The sequence below is a fragment of the Variovorax sp. SG517 genome, from assembly GCF_013376045.1.
GTDB lineage: Bacteria > Pseudomonadota > Gammaproteobacteria > Burkholderiales > Burkholderiaceae_C > Variovorax.
Genome location: NZ_JABMJG010000005.1, coordinates 426,180 through 443,364, shown reverse-complemented (window position 1 = coordinate 443,364; position 17,185 = coordinate 426,180). Strand labels below are relative to the sequence as shown.

The window sequence follows — 17,185 nt, the reverse complement described above, 5'->3', positions numbered from 1 at the left end:
CCCCGACCACCATGCCCCTCAAACCGCTGCCAGAGTCCGAAATCCACGCGCTGATGCACGCCGAGCACGGCGACCCATTCGCCGTGCTCGGCCCGCACGAGACGCCCGAGGGCCTGGTCGTGCGCGCTCTGCTGCCCGGCGCGCAGCACGTGGCGGTGGTGCATTCGCGCACCGGCTGGCCGCTGTCGATACTCACGCGCCATCCCGAATCCGACCTCTTCAGCGGCCTCGTGCCGGCCGCCGAGGCGCGCATGGGCTATTCCTTCCAGGTCGACTGGGACACCCACACCTCGCGGCTCGAAGACCCCTACCGCTTTCCGTTCGTGCTGGGCGAGACCGACGTGTGGCTGCTGGCCGAGGGCACGCACCTGCGTCCGTGGGAGCGGCTGGGCGCGCACCTGCGCGAGATCGACGGCGTGAAGGGCGTGGCCTTCGCGGTCTGGGCGCCGAACGCGAGGCGCGTGTCGGTCGTCGGCAGCTTCAATAACTGGGACGGCCGGCGCCACATGATGCGGCTGCGCCGCGAGTGCGGCGTGTGGGAGATCTTCGCGCCGCACGTGTCCGTGGGCGACAGCTACGAGTTCGAGGTCCTGTCGGCGCAGGGCGAGGTGCTGCGCAAGGCCGACCCCTTCGCCTTCTCGGCGCAGCTGCGTCCCGACACCGCCTGCGTGGTGCAGCCCCTGCCCGCGCCCGTGAAGATGCCCGAGGGCCGCTCCGCCGCGAACGGACGCGACGCGCCCATCTGCATCTACGAGGTGCACCTGGGCTCCTGGCGCCGGAAGAACGGACACGAGTGGCTGGACTACCGCGAGCTGGCCGACACCCTCGTGCCGTACGCGCGCGACATGGGCTTCACGCACATCGAGCTGCTGCCCGTGAGCGAGCACCCCTTCGACGGCTCGTGGGGCTACCAGCCCATCGGCCTCTACGCGCCCACCTCGCGCTTCGGTACGCCGGGCGACTTCCGACATTTCGTCGAGGCCGCGCACGCGGCCGGGCTGGGCGTGATCCTCGACTGGGTGCCCGCGCACTTCCCCACCGATTCGCACGGCCTGGGCCGATTCGACGGCACCGCGCTGTACGAATACGCCGATCCTCGCGAGGGCTTCCACAACGACTGGCAGACGCTGATCTTCAACTACGCGCGCACGGAGGTCCGCAACTACCTCGTCGGCAATGCGCTGTACTGGCTGGAGCGCTACGGCGTCGACGGCCTGCGCGTCGATGCGGTGGCGTCGATGCTGTATCGCGACTACAGCCGCAAGTCGGGCGAATGGATTCCCAACGCACTCGGCGGCCGCGAGAACCTGGAGGCCATCGAATTCCTGCGCCGCATGAACCGCGTGGTCGGCGTCGAGCGGCCCGGCGCCGTGACCATCGCGGAGGAATCGACCAGCTTTCCCGGCGTGACCCGGCCGCCCGAGGACGGCGGCCTGGGCTTCCACTACAAGTGGAACATGGGCTGGATGAACGACACGCTGGCGTATGCCGGCACCGATCCGGTCTACCGCAAGCATCACCACCGGCAGATCACTTTCGGCCTGATGTACGCGCACAGCGAGAACTTCGTGCTGCCGCTGTCGCACGACGAGGTGGTGCACGGCAAGGGCTCGATGATCGGGCGCATGCCCGGCGACGAGTGGCAGAAGTTCGCGGGGTTGCGCAACCTGTATGGGTACCTCTGGGCCTATCCGGGGAAGAAGCTGCTGTTCATGGGTGGCGAGTTCGCGCAGTACGCGGAGTGGAATGCGGATCGCAGCCTGGATTGGCATCTGCTGGAGCATGCGTCGCACCAGGGGGTTCGACGGCTGGTGCGGGATCTGAACAACGTTTATCGGCACTTTCCGGCGCTGCATGAGCTCGACCATGAGGGGCGGGGGTTCGAGTGGGTTGTGCATGACGACTCGGATCAGTCGGTGTTTGCGTTTGTGCGGCGGGCTCGCGATGGGGCGTTTGTTGTTGTGGTTTGCAACTTCACGCCTGTGCCTCGGCGGGGGTATCGGTTGGGGGTGCCTTCTGCCGGGTCCTACCGGGAGGTCATCAATACGGATGGGGTGGTTTATGGGGGTAGTGGTGTGGGGAACGGGGTTGTTGAAAGCTCTCCTGTTGCCTGGCATGGAAAGGCGGATTCGGTTTTGATCGATTTGCCTCCGTTGGGTACCTTGATGTGGGTGCTGGTTTGAGGGTTTGTTTGGTTTGTTTCCCGAGGCCGGGTCTCGGCCCGGCGGCCGACCTACTTTTCTTTGCTTCGCCAAAGAAACGTAGGCAAAAGAAAGGCGACCCTACTGTCTGCGTCCCTTCGCTTCGCTACGGGCAACCTGCGGTGCTCGACGTAGGAGGGGGTCCGCAGAACTCGCTCCACTGCGTTGCGCTCAAACAGCTGCGGCCCTTATCCCTCCTACGTCTGCGCTCCTCGGCGCAGCCAGAAGGGAGCGCCCCGCGCCATCGCTTCGCTCGGCTTCTTGAACAGCCTGGACTGGCCTTCGCTTCGCTCGGCCGAGGATGTGGGTCACCAACTTGTTCACATGCTCTCGTCCTCAGCAACGCGCACCTGTTATCGCACACAGGTCCAACGACCTCACGGCCCCAACATCCCACCGTCTCATTCCAAGCACGGCAGGCGCGAAGCGCCTGCCGTGCCTTGGTGGCCGAGCGCAGCGATGGCCCGCCCGTTCCCCCTCCCCTCTGGCTGCGCCGAGGAGCGCAGCGTTTCGCGGATAAGGGCTCGCAGCTGTTTGAGCGAAGCGAGTTCTGCGAGACCCCGCGAAACGCGAGCACCGCAGGTTGCCCCGTAGCGCAGCGAAGGGGTCGCAGACAGTAGGGTCGCCTTTCTTTTGCCTACGTTTCTTTGGCGAAGCAAAGAAAAGTAGGTCGCCTGCCGGGGCGAGTCCCGGCCTCGGGAAGCAAACCTCACAAAGAACAAACAAGATGCTGAGCCCAGGCAAGCCCTACCCCCTAGGCGCAACCGCGTCACAACAAGGCGTCAACTTCGCTCTCGCAGCTCCGACGGCAGAAGCCGTGGACCTGTGCATCTTCGACACCACAGGCAAAAACGAACAACAACGCCTGAGCCTGAAAGAACAAACAGACGGCATCTGGCACGCCCACCTCCCCAGCGGCAAGCCAGGCCTCATCTACGCCTACCGAGTCCACGGCCCCTGGAATCCGAAAACAGGCCACCGCTTCAATCCATCGAAGCTCCTCCTCGACCCCTACGCCCGCGAAATCACAGGCACCTACGACGGCAGCGACCTCTTCCTCGGCCACGACCCCGCGAACCCGGAAAAAAGAGACCCCCGAGACAACGCAGCAGTCGCCCTCAAGGCCCGGGTGGCAAACCCTCCCACCCCGGCAACCGCAGGCCACGCCCGCATCGCCCCAGGCGACCGCGTCCTCTACGAACTCCACGTCAAGGGCCAGACCAAGCTCACCCCCGCAGTCCCCGCACCGCTGCGCGGCACCTACGCCGGCCTCGCCGAGCCCGCCGTGCTCGACCACCTCCAGCGCCTGGGCGTCACCACCCTGAGCCTCATGCCCGTGCAGCACCGCGCCGACGAGCCCCGCCTGCTGCGTATGGGCCTGAGCAACTACTGGGGCTACAACACCATCGGCTGGTTCGCGCCCGAGGCGCGCTACTGGAGCGGCCGCCCCGGCACCACGCCCGCGGGCGAGTTCCGCGCGATGGCCGACGCGATCCACGCGCGCGGCATGGAGCTGGTGATCGACGTGGTCTACAACCACAGCGCCGAGAGCGACGAGCTCGGCCCGACGCTGTCGATGCGCGGCATCGACAACGCGCTCTACTACCACCTGCGCGAAGACGACCGCTCGCTCTACGAGAACTGGGCCGGCACCGGCAACTGCCTGAACCTCGGCGAACCGCGCGTGCTGCAGCTGGTGATGGACAGCCTGCGCTTCTGGGCCTGCGAGATGGGCGTCGACGGCTTCCGCTTCGATCTCGCCCCTGTCCTCGGGCGCGCCGACGCGCAGCGCGGCTTCGATCCGCGCGCGCCCTTCTTCGCCGCCATCGCGCAAGACCCGGTGCTGTCGCGCACCCTGCTGATCGCCGAGCCCTGGGACATCGGCCCCGGCGGCTACCGCCTCGGCGGGTTCCCGCCCGGCTGGCTCGAATGGAACGACCGCTACCGCGACACGCAGCGCGGCTTCTGGCTGCGGCAGGCGCATGCCGACGACCGCGCCGGCCTGGGCGACTTCGCGCATCGCTTCACGGCCTCCAGCACCGAGTTCGCGCACCATGGCCGCGCGCCGACGGCGAGCGTCAACTTCATCACCGCGCACGACGGCTTCACGCTGCGCGACCTGGTGAGCTACGACGAGCGCCACAACCTCGCCAACGGCGAGGACAACCGCGACGGCCACGGCCACAACCTCAGCAACAACTGCGGCGTCGAGGGCCCGAGCGACGACCCCGCGGTGCTGGCGCTGCGCACCCGCCTGCGGCGCGCGCTGCTCGCCACGCTGATGCTGTCGCAGGGCACGCCGATGCTGCTGGCCGGCGACGAGCTGGGCCACAGCCAGCAGGGCAACAACAACGCCTACTGCCAGGACAACGAGACCACCTGGCTCGCGTGGATCGGCACCTCCGCGCCCGGCGGCGACGCGGCGCGCATGAGCGCCTTCATCGCGCGCCTCGCCGCGCTGCGCCGCGAGGCCCCCGCCCTGCGCAGCACGCGCTGGTGGCCGGCCGAGCCGCCGCCCGGAGGCTCCCCCGGCATCCGCTGGCTGCGCCCCGACGGCGAGCCGATGACGCCCGCCGACTGGAGCACGGGCACGGCCCTTGCAATCCACTTCTGCCATGCAGAAGAAGAAAAAGGCGGCGATGGAAGCTCATGGCTGGTGATGGTGAACGCGGGCCCCGAAGCCGTGGCGTTCACGCTGCCGGCGAGCGCGTGGCGCCTTTGCCTGTCCAGCGATCCCGAAAGCGATCCGGACAACGCGGAGGGCCAGGCGCTGGCCGATGCGCTGCAGGTGCCTTTCTCGAGCATCGGGATTGCAAGAACGTAGAAGCCAGCCGCACGGCGCGGTGCTAGTCTCGATGCAGAAACTCTGACGGCGTAAATCTGACGGCGTATCCGACGGCGCATTCCGGCCAGCCAACATACCAACGAACGGAGACTTCAGGATGGACAACCCCACACCGCAAGCGCAGCAACTACCGCAGCCCCCACAACAGCAGGAGCTGCAGGCCCATCAACTGGTGCGCCGCACCATCGCGCTGGTGCTGGCCGGCGGGCGCGGCTCCCGCCTCAAGCAGCTGACCGACCGGCGCGCCAAGCCGGCGGTGTACTTCGGCGGCAAGTTCCGCATCATCGATTTCGCGCTGTCCAACTGCCTGAATTCGGGCATCCGGCGCATGGCGGTGGTCACGCAGTACAAGTCGCACTCGCTCATGCGCCACCTGCAGCGCGGCTGGAGCTTCCTGCGCGCGGAGCTCAACGAGATGGTCGACGTGCTGCCCGCCCAGCAGCGCGTGGGCGACGAGCACTGGTATCGCGGCACGGCCGACGCGGTGTTCCAGAACCTGGACATCATCCAGACCCGATCCACCAAGCACGACTACGTGGTGGTGCTGGCCGGCGACCACATCTACAAGATGGACTACTCGCTGATGGTGAAGGACCACGCCGAGCACGGCCTGGGCTGCACGGTCGGCTGCATCGAGGTGCCGCGCATGGAGGCCACGGCCTTCGGCGTGATGGCCGTGGACGACGGCCGCCAGATCACCGACTTCCTCGAGAAGCCCGCCGACCCGCCCGCCATGCCCGGCAAGCCCGACATCGCACTGGCGAGCATGGGCATCTACGTGTTCGACTCCGAGTACCTCTACCAGCTGCTGGAGGAAGACAACGCCAATCCGAATTCGAGCCACGACTTCGGCAAGGACATCATTCCCCGCGCCGTGGCCCAGGGCCGTGCGCTGGCCCACCCGTTCGGCATGTCGTGCGTCACGCGGGCCTCGCGCGGACCCGAGGCCAAGACCTACTGGCGCGACGTGGGCACGATTGATGCATTCTGGGCAGCCAACCTCGACCTGGCCTCCATCACCCCGGAACTCGACATCTATGACACGGACTGGCCCATCTGGACCTACCAGCGGCAGCTGCCGCCGGCCAAGTTCGTGCTCGACCGCAACGGCCAGCACGGCATGACGGTCAACACCATCGTCTCGGGCGGCTGCATCGTGTCGGGCTCTAAGGTGAGCAGCTCGGTGCTGTTCTCGGGCGTGCGCGTGCATTCCTTCTGCGAGATCAACGAGGCCGTGCTGCTGCCCGACGTGGAAGTCGGCCGCGGCGCGCGGCTGAACCGCGTGGTGATCGACCGCGCCTGCGTCATACCGGAGGACATGGTGATCGGCGAAGACGCCGAGGCGGATGCCGCGCGCTTCGAACGGACCGAGAACGGCGTCGTCCTGGTCACCCGCGAGATGCTCAAACGGTTGGCTGCAGCCTGATCCCCCTACGATGCGAATCCTCCAGGTCAGCGCAGAACTCTTTCCCCTCCTCAAGACCGGCGGCCTGGCGGACATCGCCGGCGCCCTGCCCCTGGCGCTCATTGCCGAAGGGCAGGACGCGCGCGTGCTGCTGCCGGGCTTTCCGGCCATCGTGGCCGGCGTTCGCGACCTCGCGCCGGTGGCCGCCTTCACCGCCCCCTGGGGCGAAGGCTTCGGCTTGCGGCTCGGGCACATCGACATCGACGGCACGCCGGGCATCCCGGCCTACGTGATCGACGCGCCGGCACTCTACGGCCGGCCCGGAAACCCCTACGAGGACATCTCGCGCCAGCCCTACGGCGACAACCACCGCCGCTTCGCGCTGCTCGGCTGGGCGGCGGCGCAGCTGGCGCAGGGGCTCGATCCGCAGTGGCAGCCCGAGGTGGTGCATGCGCACGACTGGCACGCCGCGCTCGCGCCGGCCTACCTGCACTTCGCGCGGCAGGCCGGAGGCCCGCGCGTGGGCAGCGTCTTCACCGTGCACAACCTGGCCTACCAGGGCATCTTCGCGCCGTGGCACTTTCCGGAGCTGGGCCTGCCGGGCGCCGCGTTCCAGATGAACGGCCTCGAGTACCACGGCCAGGTCTCGTTCATGAAGGGCGGCCTGTACTTCGCCGACCGGCTCACCACGGTGAGCCCGACCTACGCGCTGGAGATCCAGACGCCCGAGCAGGGCTGCGGGCTCGACGGCCTGCTGCGCCAGCGCAGCGCGGTCTTGAGCGGCATCCTCAACGCGGTCGACGACAAGGTCTGGAACCCCGCCACGGACACGGCGCTGATCCAGGGCTACCACACGCCCGAAGGCCGCCACATGGCCGGCAAGGCACGATGCAAGTCGGTGCTGCAGCACCAGCTGGGCCTGGCCGAACGGCCGGACGCGCCGCTCTTCATCGTCGTGAGCCGGCTCACCGAGCAGAAGGGCTTGCACCTGGTGCTCGGCGGGCTCGACGCGCTGCTCGCCCAGGGCGGCCAGCTCGCGCTGCTGGGCAGCGGCGAGGCCTGGCTGGAGGAAGCCTTCCGCCAGCGCGCGGCGGCCGCGCCGCAGTCGGTGGCCGTGACCATCGGCTACAACGAGGCGCTGGCCCACCAGATGTTCGGCGCCGGCGACGTGACGCTGGTGCCCTCGCTCTTCGAGCCCTGCGGCCTCACGCAGATGTACGGCCTCAAGTACGGCGCCCTGCCGCTGGTGCGGCGCGTGGGCGGGCTGGCCGACACGGTGGTCGACAGCTCGCTGGAAGACCTGGCCAGCGGCGAGGCCACCGGCTTCGTGTTCGACCGCTTCGAGGTGGCCGACTACGAACGCGCCGTGCGCCGCGCCTTCGCCCTCCACGAGCGCGCGCCCGACTGGCGCCGCGTGCGCGGCAACGCCATGCGCCGTCCGGCCGACTGGGCCACGGCGGCGGCGCAGTACATCGATGTCTACCGCCAGAGCATCCAGCAATAGATGAACAACCCGGGAGCGTTCCCATGACGATCAAAGACTTCGCCTACGACCACCCCGACCGCGACGTCGCGGCCTTCAAGCGCGCCGTGGCCAACAAGCTGATCTACGCGGTCGGCAAGGACCCGGTCGCGGCCAGCCAGGACGACTGGCTCAACGCCACCTCGCAGGCGGTGCGCGACCAGCTGGTCGAGCGCTGGATGATGACCACGCGCGCCAACTACGCGCAGGACCTCAAGCGCGTCTACTACCTGTCGATGGAGTTCCTGATCGGGCGCACCTTCACCAATGCGCTGCTGGCGGTGGACCTGTACGACACCGTGCGCGAGGCGCTGGCCGACTTCGGCGTGGACATGGCGGCCTTGTCCGAGCGCGAGCCCGATGCGGCGCTGGGCAACGGCGGCCTGGGGCGGCTGGCGGCCTGCTTCCTCGATTCGATGGCCACGCTGGGCGTGCCGGGCATGGGCTACGGCATCCGCTACGAGTACGGCATGTTCCGCCAGCGCATCGTCGACGGCCAGCAGGTGGAGACGCCCGACTACTGGCTCACGCGCGGCAACCCGTGGGAGTTCCAGCGGCCCGAGGTGAACTACCGCGTGCGCTTCGGCGGCCACGTGCAGAAGCGCGAGGGCGCCAACGTGCCGAGCGGCGCGGCCGACTGGGTCGACACGCACGACGTGCTGGCGGTGGCCTACGACACCATCATCCCCGGCTACGGCACGCAGGCCACCAACACGCTGCGGCTGTGGTCGGCGCGCGCCACGGAGGAAATCGACCTCTCGGCCTTCAACCGCGGCAACTACATGCAGGCGGTGGAGAGCAAGAACCACTCGGAGAACGTCTCGCGCGTGCTCTACCCCGACGACTCCACGCCCTCGGGCCGCGAGCTGCGCCTGCACCAGGAGTACTTCTTCTGCAGCGCCAGCGTGCAGGACCTGCTGCGCCGCTACCTGCGCAACCACAAGACCTTCGACCAGCTCTCCGAGAAGGTCAGCATCCACCTGAACGACACGCACCCCGTGCTGGCAGTGCCCGAGCTCATGCGCCTCCTGCTCGACGAGCACGGCCTCGCGTGGGACGTGGCCTGGGCGCACACGCAGAAGGTGTTCAGCTACACCAACCACACGCTGATGCACGAGGCGCTGGAGACCTGGCCGGTGGAGATGCTGGGGCGCATCCTGCCGAGGCACCTGCAGATCATCTACGACATCAACGCGAAGTTCCTTGCCACGGTCACGCAGAAGGTGGGCAACGACGTGGAGCTGATGCGCCGCCTCTCGCTGGTCGACGAGGCCGGCGAACGGCGCGTGCGCATGGCCTATGTGGCGGTGCTCGCGAGCCATTCGGTCAACGGCGTGTCGGGGCTGCATTCGGAGCTGATGAAGCAGTCGATCTTCTCGGACTTCGCGAAGATCTTTCCCGAGCGCTTCAACAACAAGACCAACGGCGTCACGCCCAGGCGCTGGCTGGCGCAGGCCAACCCGCCGCTGGCAGCGCTGCTCGACCAGCGCATCGGCAAGGGCTGGCGGCGCGACCTCTCGCAGCTGGAGGCGCTCAAGCCCATGGCCGCGCAGCCGGCCTTCGTGCGCGCCTTCCGCCACGCCAAGCGCGAGAACAAGCTGCGGCTGGCCAACTGGGTGGAGCAGCACCTGAAGATCGACATCGACACGGACGCGATGTTCGACGTGCAGGTCAAGCGCATCCACGAATACAAGCGGCAGCTGCTCAACGTGCTGCACGTGGTGACGCGCTACCACCGCATCCTCGACGCGCAGGCCGCAGGCACGGCCATCGACATGGTGCCGCGCGTGGTGGTGTTCGCGGGCAAGGCGGCGTCGGCCTATGCGATGGCCAAGCTGGTCATCAGGCTCATCAACGACGTGGCGGCCACCATCAACGCCGATACGCGCGTGGGCAAGCTGCTGAAGGTGGTGTTCCTGCCGAACTACAGCGTGAGCCTGGCGGAGATCATCATGCCGGCGGCCGACCTGTCGGAGCAGATTTCCACGGCGGGCACGGAAGCGTCGGGCACCGGCAACATGAAGTTCGCGCTCAACGGCGCCCTCACCATAGGCACGCTGGACGGCGCGAACGTGGAAATGCGCGAGAGCGTGGAGCCCGAGAACATCTTCATCTTCGGCAACACCACGCCCGAGGTGGCCGACATCCGCGCGCGCGGCTACCAGCCGCGCGAGATCTACGAGGAGAACGCCGAGCTCAAGCGCGTGCTGGACGCGATCCGCGACGGCGCCTTCTCCCCGGGCGAACCGTCGCGCTACCAGGGCATCTACGACGCGCTGGTGAACTGGGGCGACCACTACCTGCTGCTGGCCGACTACGCGAGCTACGTGGCGAAGCAGGCGGAGGTCGACGCGCTCTACCGCGACTCGGACGCGTGGACGCGCAAGGCGATCCTCAACGTGGCGGGGATGGGGGTGTTCTCGTCGGACAGGACGATCGCGCAGTACGCGCACGAGATCTGGCATACGAAGCCAGTGGTGCTGGGGTAGCCTATTCGTGCCAGACGATCTGGTCGCCGACCATGTAGAGGCGGCACTCGGCCGACGCGAACTTCCTGCAATTGGCGAGTGCGCGCTCTGACAGCTCTGCCTGCGTCGACCTTCCCTTGTCATTCCAGGCAGCGCCATAGTGACCATCCAGGGAAACGGCGAAAGCCCGGGGGATGGGCTGCCCCAGGAAGTCCCGGAAGGCAAGTTGCCGCGACTCGCTCAGATAGGGAACGCGACCCGCCGCCGGTCCGGATGCAACAACAGTGGCAGGGGAAGACGCGGACGGCACGCCGGCCGCGACCTCGGGCTTCTTGTAAGCGGCCAGTGCGAGCCGCCCACGTTCAGGCAGGTCGAGAATCCATTGAGCCGGCCGGGCGAAGTTCAGGTTCTGGGCCGTGCCTGTCATGCCCGAAGTGGTAATACCCACCAGTCGGCCCTGCTCGTCGAAGAGCCCGCCCCCGCTCGAACCGGGTGAAGTGGGCGCCGATATCTGTATGTACTCGATCGTTTCGCTGGGCCCTCGGCGAAGCGCGGAAACAAGGCCGTCGCTGAGCGTCTGCTCCAGGCCGTACGGCGTGCCGATGGTGTAGATTTTTTGCCCCACGCGCAGCGTTTCGACCGGTGCGATCTGCACAGCCGGTGCCGTGAAGTTCGCCACCTTGATCGAGCACAGGTCGCGCTCCGTGTCCGGAAACTCCAACGTCGCCTGGAATGTCACGTTCTCGTGCTTCACGAGGATGGACGCCGCTTTCGCAAGCACATGGCAGTTGGTGACGAGGCGCCCCTGGTCGATCACCACGCCGCTGCCAGTACCCAGCGATTTGCCTTGCGCATCAATCGGCCGGATGACCCAGACCGAAGGCGCCATTCGGCGAAACAGCTCCTCGGCGGACATCGCGTGCGACACCATCGGCATCGCACAAAGAAGGCTGAAGCCGCATGGGGCTGCGCGCCGCAGCAGGCCTTGCCACTTCTGCATAGAACCAGTCATTCCGGTGAACGAATGAGGCCGTCAAGGTCCTTCATCTGAACCGGCTCGCGGCGCTGCGCGGAAACCGCGGTTTCAGGCTGCGGGCTGGCGCCGGTGCGCCGAATCAGCTCTTCGCGGGACGGAGCATCGCTGCGCCCCTGGCTCAAGACATAGGGTTTGAGGAGCGTGATGACAGCGTCGGCCCGAAGAGCGTAGGCCGCACCGGCTTCACTCACGTCGCGGAACATCCGGATGGTGGCGCTCGAATGCCACGTCGTGATAGTTCCTCCGCCTCCCGAGTAGCTCGGGACATACACGGTATGGGTACCGCCGCCACCTCCACCCTTGAACGGACTCGGCAGCGGAGGCGAGTCGCTCTCGTCGGGTTCGAGCGACATGAGCTTCAGCGCACCGCCAGCCGGCGGTACGGCTGCCGCGTTTTTCGATGCCAGCGCAAACAGCGAATAGCCGCGCTGTCGGGTCAGTTCAGCACAACGGTAGATCCAGTAGCGCCAGACCATGTCGCCCGAGGTCTTTCCGTTGCCGTGGAATTCCACGAGATAGGTGTCATCGGCAATGCGCGTATCCACGTATCCGCCGGCTAGGCCCCTCGGACCGTAAGGCGTCGTGCAGCCTGCCAGCATGCCAAGCAGAAGGATGGGCATGATCACCCGCAGAGCGATGCCACCTCGTTGCCCAAGGCCGGGCCAAGCCCGCAAGAGACGTGTGACTCCTCCATCCATCGCGCAACCTCCCTCATATTTGTTGGCATCGACTCAGGTCGACGGCGAAAAATATGACGCGCACCCTTGCGGGAGGCTGACTAGTGCCAGGGCGGACGCCCGAACGGAACGGGAGAAAGAAAGCTCAGCGCCGCTCGGACGAATTCGAGGGAGCGGCAGGTGCTTCCGTCACGAACCCGATGCGGCTCAGCCCCGCCTTGTTCGCGATGCCCATCAGCGCCACCACCTTGCCGTAAGGCACCGTCTGGTCCGCACGCAGCTGCACCTCGGTGTCCTTGCTGTCGGCGGCGGCCTTCCCGAGCTGCTGCGCCAGTTCCTCGTCGGTCACGGCCTTGTCGTTGAGGAAGACCTTGCCCGAGGCGTCGACCGACAGGCTCACGAACTTGGGCGCGTCGTTGGGCTGGCCGGCATCGGTTTGCGGCAGGTCGAGCTTGATCGAGCTGGCCATCAGCGGCGCGGTGATGATAAAGATCACCAGCAGCACCAGCATCACGTCGACCAGCGGCGTGACGTTGATGTCGGACAGCGGCCGCTGCGCGCCCGCACCCATGGCACGCCCGCCGCCGCCGGTGGCGCTGCCCAGTGATGTGCGACCGAAGGCCATGATTGCCGTTCCGGGTCCTCAGACCGGCATCGGCCGCGCGGGCGGCGGCGCGACGGGAGCAGGCGGGGCGGCGAAGCTGCCCAGCAGGTCGTGCGCGAAGCCTTCTAGCTCGGCTTCGATGCGGCCGATGACGCGGCCGAAGACGTTGTAGGCCAGCACGGCCGGGATGGCCACGGCCAGGCCGAAGGCCGTCATGATGAGCGCCTCGCCCACCGGGCCCGCCACCTTGTCGATGGTGAAGCCGCCGGTCTGGCCGGCAATGCCCGTTAGCGCGCCATAGATGCCCCAGACCGTGCCCAGCAGCCCGACGAAGGGCGCGGTGGCGCCGACGGTGGCCAGCAGGATCTGCCCCGCCTGCAGCCGGCGCAGCGCACCGTGCAGGGCGTCGCGCAGCACGCGCGTGAGGCGCTGGTTGGGGTCGACCGTGGCGCCCAGCGTGCCGGCCGGCTCGCCCGCGGCGACGCCCCGGATGGCCGAGACGGCGGGCGACACCAGCGTCGCGCGGTCGAAGGCCTTGAGCTTCTGCTCGGCGTCGGCCAGCGTGGACGACTGCCAGAACGCCGCGATGCTGCGCAGCACGTCGCGTGTGCCGCCGCGCAGCAGCCACGCCTTCCAGAGGATGATGACCCAGCTCGCGATCGACATCGCGAGCAGCAGCGCGGCCACCGAACGGCTGACGCCGTCACCGTGGGCCAGCAGTTCGAGCACGCTCATCGGCGGTCCTTGGTGGGTGCCGCGCGGTCAGCGAAGACCGAGCACGTCGTACATGTCGAACAGGCCCGCGCGCTGCCCGGCCAGGAAGCGCACCGCGCGCAGGCTGCCCTGCGCGTAGGTGACGCGGCTCGACGACTTGTGGGTGATCTCGATGCGCTCGCCGGTGCCGGCGAACAGCACGGTGTGGTCACCCACGATGTCGCCGCCGCGGATGGCCGAGAAGCCGATGGTGGACGGGTCGCGCTCGCCGGTGATGCCTTCGCGGGCGTACACCGCGCAGTCCTTGAGGTCGCGGCCCAGCGCGTCGGCGATGACCTCGCCCATCTTGAGCGCGGTGCCCGAGGGCGCGTCGACCTTGTGGCGGTGGTGCGCCTCGATGATCTCGATGTCGTAGCCCGTCGCCATGGCCTTGGCCGCCATCTCGAGCAGCTTGAAGGTGACGTTGACGCCCACGCTCATGTTGGGCGCCATCATGATCGCGATGTCCTTGGCGATCTCGGCGATCTCGGCCTTCTGCGCGTCGCTGAAGCCGGTGGTGCCGATGACGGCCTGCACGCCCAGTTCGCGGCAGACCGCGAGGTGCGCGAGCGTGCCTTCGGGGCGGGTGAAGTCGATGAGCACCTGCGCGTCCTTCAGGCCGGCGCGCAGGTCGGACACGATGGACACGCCGCTGTCGAAGCCCAGGAAGGCGCCGGCATCGGTGCCAAGGGCCGGGCTGCCGGCGATGTCGAGGGCGCCGGCCAGGCGCAGGTCGGGCGCGTTGCGCACGGCCTCGATCAGCATGTGGCCCATGCGGCCCGAAGCCCCGGCGATGGCGACGCGGCGCGGCGCGGAGGCGGAATTGGCGGAGGGGGTGGAGGTGGATTCGGTCACGCTGGTTCAGTCTTCGGGAATTTCGAAACGGCCAATGGCATGCATGGACACGGAACGGACGCCGCCCGACTGGCGGGCGCCGCCCGCAGCCGCCGATGCTCCTGCGCGCTCAGCGCGCGGCTTCGAGCGGGGGGTAGGCGGCCGGCAGCGGCGGCAGGGAAGCCGACGTCGCGTCCTTGGAGGCACCGGCTTTCTTCTCGTCGTCCTTGGGCGCGTATTTCTTGAGCTCGTCTTCCGAGGCTTCGAGCGCGGGCACCTTGCCGGATTTCTTGCGGGTATCGAGCGTGGCGACGAATTCTTCCTCGCTGGGCATCTCGTCGCCCTCGAAGCGGTCCATGATCTCGCCGTTGAAGTACACCGTCAGGCGGCGCTCCTGCGGCTCGACGCCCTGGCGGCGGATGGTGAAGACGTAGTCCCAGCGGTTGGCATGGAACACGTCGTTCAGCAGCGAGGTCCCGAGGATTTCACGCACCTGCTGGCGGGACATGCCCGGCTTGAGCGCCGCGACCTGTTCCTTCGACACGAAATTGCCCTGAACCACCTCGACTTTGTAGGGGGTTACGGCGGCCAGCGCGCCACGCGTGCGTTCGGTGAAACCGCTGCAGGCACCGAGGCCGAGCGTTGCCGCGACGGCGACAGCCAGCAGCCAGGGCCGGCGTTGGAAGTTGGCAGGCATGGGAGGAAAAGGGGGTAGCGATATGATCGGCCATTGTAGCGGCTGGCCTTTTCGGGGCCTTTCGCCGCGGCCCCGCCAGGGGCGCAGGAACCAACATGGCCAACATCGACGAACTCAAGAACACCGGCCTCAAGGCCACCCTGCCCCGCCTGAAGATCCTGGAGATCTTCCAGACCGGCAGCCAGCGGCACATGACGGCGGAAGACGTGTTCCGCGTGCTGCTCAACGAACACTCCGACATCGGCCTGGCCACCGTCTACCGGGTGCTCACCCAGTTCGAACAGGCCGGCATCCTGGAGCGCAGTCACTTCGAGAGCGGCAAGGCGGTCTACGAGCTGAACGAAGGCACCCACCACGACCACCTGATCTGCACCTCGTGCGGCAAGGTCGAGGAGTTCTACGACGCCGAGATCGAGCGCCGCCAGCAGATGATCGCCAAGGACAAGGGCTGGATCCTGCAGGATCACGCCATGTCGCTTTACGGTTTGTGTGGAGACTGCGCCAAGAAGCGCTGATACATACCGAAGCAGGAAATGCGGCCCCGGCGGCGGCCGCATCCGGCGAACCGATCAATCCCCGTCGCGGGAGTTTTCCATCGCCTTGTGGTGCCGCGCCACGAAGTCGGCATACGTGTCGATGCCGCGCAGCTGCAGGATCGAATTTCGCACCGCGGCCTCCACCAGCACGGCGATGTTGCGCCCGGCCACCACCTGGATGATGACCTTGCGCACCGGAATGCCCAGCACGTCCTGCGTGAGCGGCGCCGAGGGCATGCGCTCGTAGTCGCGCTCGAAGCTGTCGCGCCGCACCAGGTGCACGATGAGCTTGAGCCGCATCTTCCGGCGCACCGCCGTCTCGCCGAAGATCGCGCGGATGTCCAGCAGGCCGATGCCGCGCACTTCCAGCAGGTTCAGCAGCAGGTCGGGGCAGCGGCCCTCGATGGTGTTCTGGTTGATGCGGTAGAGGTCGACCGCATCGTCGGCCACGAGGCCGTTGCCGCGCGAGATCAACTCAAGCCCCAGCTCGCTCTTGCCCAGGCCCGACTCGCCCGTGATCATCACGCCCATGCCCAGGATGTCCATGAACACGCCGTGCATCGAGGTGCGCTCGGCGAAGTGCTTGGACAGGTAGGCGCGCAGCAGGTCGATCACGAAGGCCGACGACTCGCGCGTCGCGAAGAGCGGCAGCTGCGCGCGCTCGCAGATCGACAGCAGCTCGTCGGGCGCGGCCTGGCCGTCGGCCAGCACCAGCATCGGCGGCTCCAGCGTGACGATGCGGGCGATGCGCCGCGCGCAGTCTTCCTCGCTGCCGCGCGTGAGGTAGGCCACCTCGCGGGCGCCGAGGATCTGCACGCGGTACGGGTGGATGTAGTTGAGGTAGCCGACCAGGTCGGCGGCCGACTGCGCGCGGCTGATGACCTCGGGATCGAACTGGCGCTCCGACGCTCCCAGCCCGGCGAGCCATTCCCAGCGGAGCGAGCCACGGAACTCCTCGAACATGGCATCGGCGCTGATGACGGTCGGCTTCATGCGTTCAGAAGGCGGCGCGCAGGCGCCGGCTTTGCGGTGGAATGAGGGAAGAAGGAGCCGCGCAGCTTATCAGCAGCCGCGCGCGCCAACGCATGCGCTCAGGCGACCTGCGTGGATTGCCAGCCGGCGATCAGGTCGTGCAGGGCCGTGGCGTCGGTGCTGGACTTGATCTGCTCGCGCAGGCTGGCGTCGCTCAGCAGCTCGGCGATTTCGGAGAGGATTTCGAGATGCTTCTGCGTGGCCGCTTCGGGCACCAGCAGGAAGATCAGCAATGCGACGGGTTGCTCGTCGGGGGCGTCGAAGCCGATCGGGTTGGCCAGCTGGAACACAGCGGCCATCGGCGACTTGAGGCCCTTGATGCGGCCATGCGGAATGGCGACGCCGTGGCCCAGGCCGGTGGAGCCGAGGCGCTCGCGCGCGAACAGGCTGTCGGTGATGAGGGCACGGCCCAGACCGTGAAGGCTTTCGAACAGCAGGCCGGCTTCTTCGAAAGCACGTTTCTTGCTGGTAGCGTCAACGCTCACAAGCACTTGAGCGGGCGGCAGGATGGACGCGAGTCGATTCATGGTGGGTGCAGAGCGGGGGCGATTATGCACCCGCTTGGTAAAAACCCC

Annotated in this window: 14 protein-coding genes; 6 read left to right on the top strand and 8 right to left on the bottom strand. The window is 67.6% G+C overall.

Annotation, left to right across the window (positions count from 1 at the left end; translation table 11 throughout):
- Positions 1 to 11 precede the first annotated feature (11 nt).
- From glgB to FHT32_RS17895, 5 genes are all read left to right on the top strand, one after another.
- Positions 12 to 2,183, top strand: a complete 2,172-nt coding sequence (gene glgB / locus FHT32_RS17915) for a 1,4-alpha-glucan branching protein GlgB (RefSeq protein ID WP_176665948.1) — start codon at positions 12 to 14, stop codon at positions 2,181 to 2,183.
- A 745-nt stretch (positions 2,184 to 2,928) separates the two neighbouring features.
- Positions 2,929 to 5,025 carry a glycogen debranching protein GlgX gene (gene glgX, locus FHT32_RS17910; RefSeq protein WP_176665947.1) on the top strand — a complete coding sequence of 699 codons (2,097 nt, stop codon included), beginning with the start codon at positions 2,929 to 2,931 and terminating at the stop codon, positions 5,023 to 5,025.
- A gap of 118 nt (positions 5,026 to 5,143) precedes the next feature.
- A complete protein-coding gene (gene glgC, locus FHT32_RS17905) occupies positions 5,144 to 6,472 on the top strand; it encodes a glucose-1-phosphate adenylyltransferase (protein WP_176665946.1) in 1,329 nt (442 codons plus the stop codon).
- Between the two features lie 10 nt (positions 6,473 to 6,482).
- The gene (gene glgA, locus FHT32_RS17900) at positions 6,483 to 7,955 is read left to right on the top strand and encodes a glycogen synthase GlgA (RefSeq protein ID WP_176665945.1); all 1,473 of its coding nucleotides are present in this window, start codon (positions 6,483 to 6,485) and stop codon (positions 7,953 to 7,955) included.
- A gap of 23 nt (positions 7,956 to 7,978) precedes the next feature.
- Complete coding sequence (locus FHT32_RS17895; RefSeq protein WP_176665944.1) at positions 7,979 to 10,462, top strand: glycogen/starch/alpha-glucan phosphorylase; 2,484 nt, start codon at positions 7,979 to 7,981, stop codon at positions 10,460 to 10,462.
- A gap of 1 nt (position 10,463) precedes the next feature.
- On the opposite strand, the gene FHT32_RS17890 is transcribed toward FHT32_RS17895, so the two are convergent.
- From FHT32_RS17890 to FHT32_RS17865, 6 genes are all read right to left on the bottom strand, one after another.
- The gene (locus FHT32_RS17890) at positions 10,464 to 11,441 is read right to left on the bottom strand and encodes a S1C family serine protease (protein WP_176665943.1); all 978 of its coding nucleotides are present in this window, start codon (positions 11,439 to 11,441) and stop codon (positions 10,464 to 10,466) included.
- A gap of 8 nt (positions 11,442 to 11,449) precedes the next feature.
- Positions 11,450 to 12,097 carry a hypothetical protein gene (locus FHT32_RS17885; protein ID WP_176665942.1) on the bottom strand — a complete coding sequence of 216 codons (648 nt, stop codon included), beginning with the start codon at positions 12,095 to 12,097 and terminating at the stop codon, positions 11,450 to 11,452.
- Positions 12,098 to 12,299: 202 nt separating this feature from the next.
- The gene (locus FHT32_RS17880; RefSeq protein WP_176665941.1) at positions 12,300 to 12,779 is read right to left on the bottom strand and encodes a biopolymer transporter ExbD; all 480 of its coding nucleotides are present in this window, start codon (positions 12,777 to 12,779) and stop codon (positions 12,300 to 12,302) included.
- Between the two features lie 18 nt (positions 12,780 to 12,797).
- A complete protein-coding gene (locus FHT32_RS17875) occupies positions 12,798 to 13,493 on the bottom strand; it encodes a MotA/TolQ/ExbB proton channel family protein (protein WP_176665940.1) in 696 nt (231 codons plus the stop codon).
- A gap of 27 nt (positions 13,494 to 13,520) precedes the next feature.
- Positions 13,521 to 14,366, bottom strand: coding sequence for a 4-hydroxy-tetrahydrodipicolinate reductase (gene dapB / locus FHT32_RS17870; RefSeq protein WP_176665939.1), 846 nt, complete (start codon positions 14,364 to 14,366; stop codon positions 13,521 to 13,523).
- Between the two features lie 109 nt (positions 14,367 to 14,475).
- The gene (locus FHT32_RS17865; RefSeq protein WP_176665938.1) at positions 14,476 to 15,042 is read right to left on the bottom strand and encodes an outer membrane protein assembly factor BamE; all 567 of its coding nucleotides are present in this window, start codon (positions 15,040 to 15,042) and stop codon (positions 14,476 to 14,478) included.
- Between the two features lie 95 nt (positions 15,043 to 15,137).
- Between FHT32_RS17865 and fur the strand changes: the two genes are divergently transcribed.
- A complete protein-coding gene (gene fur / locus FHT32_RS17860; protein ID WP_019655576.1) occupies positions 15,138 to 15,557 on the top strand; it encodes a ferric iron uptake transcriptional regulator in 420 nt (139 codons plus the stop codon).
- A gap of 54 nt (positions 15,558 to 15,611) precedes the next feature.
- On the opposite strand, the gene hprK is transcribed toward fur, so the two are convergent.
- Together hprK and FHT32_RS17850 are read right to left on the bottom strand one after the other, a co-directional pair.
- Entirely contained in the window at positions 15,612 to 16,571 is a 960-nt protein-coding gene (gene hprK / locus FHT32_RS17855; RefSeq protein WP_093203763.1) for an HPr(Ser) kinase/phosphatase, read from the bottom strand.
- A 98-nt stretch (positions 16,572 to 16,669) separates the two neighbouring features.
- Positions 16,670 to 17,137 carry a PTS sugar transporter subunit IIA gene (locus tag FHT32_RS17850; RefSeq protein ID WP_019655574.1) on the bottom strand — a complete coding sequence of 156 codons (468 nt, stop codon included), beginning with the start codon at positions 17,135 to 17,137 and terminating at the stop codon, positions 16,670 to 16,672.
- Positions 17,138 to 17,185: the final 48 nt, after the last annotated feature.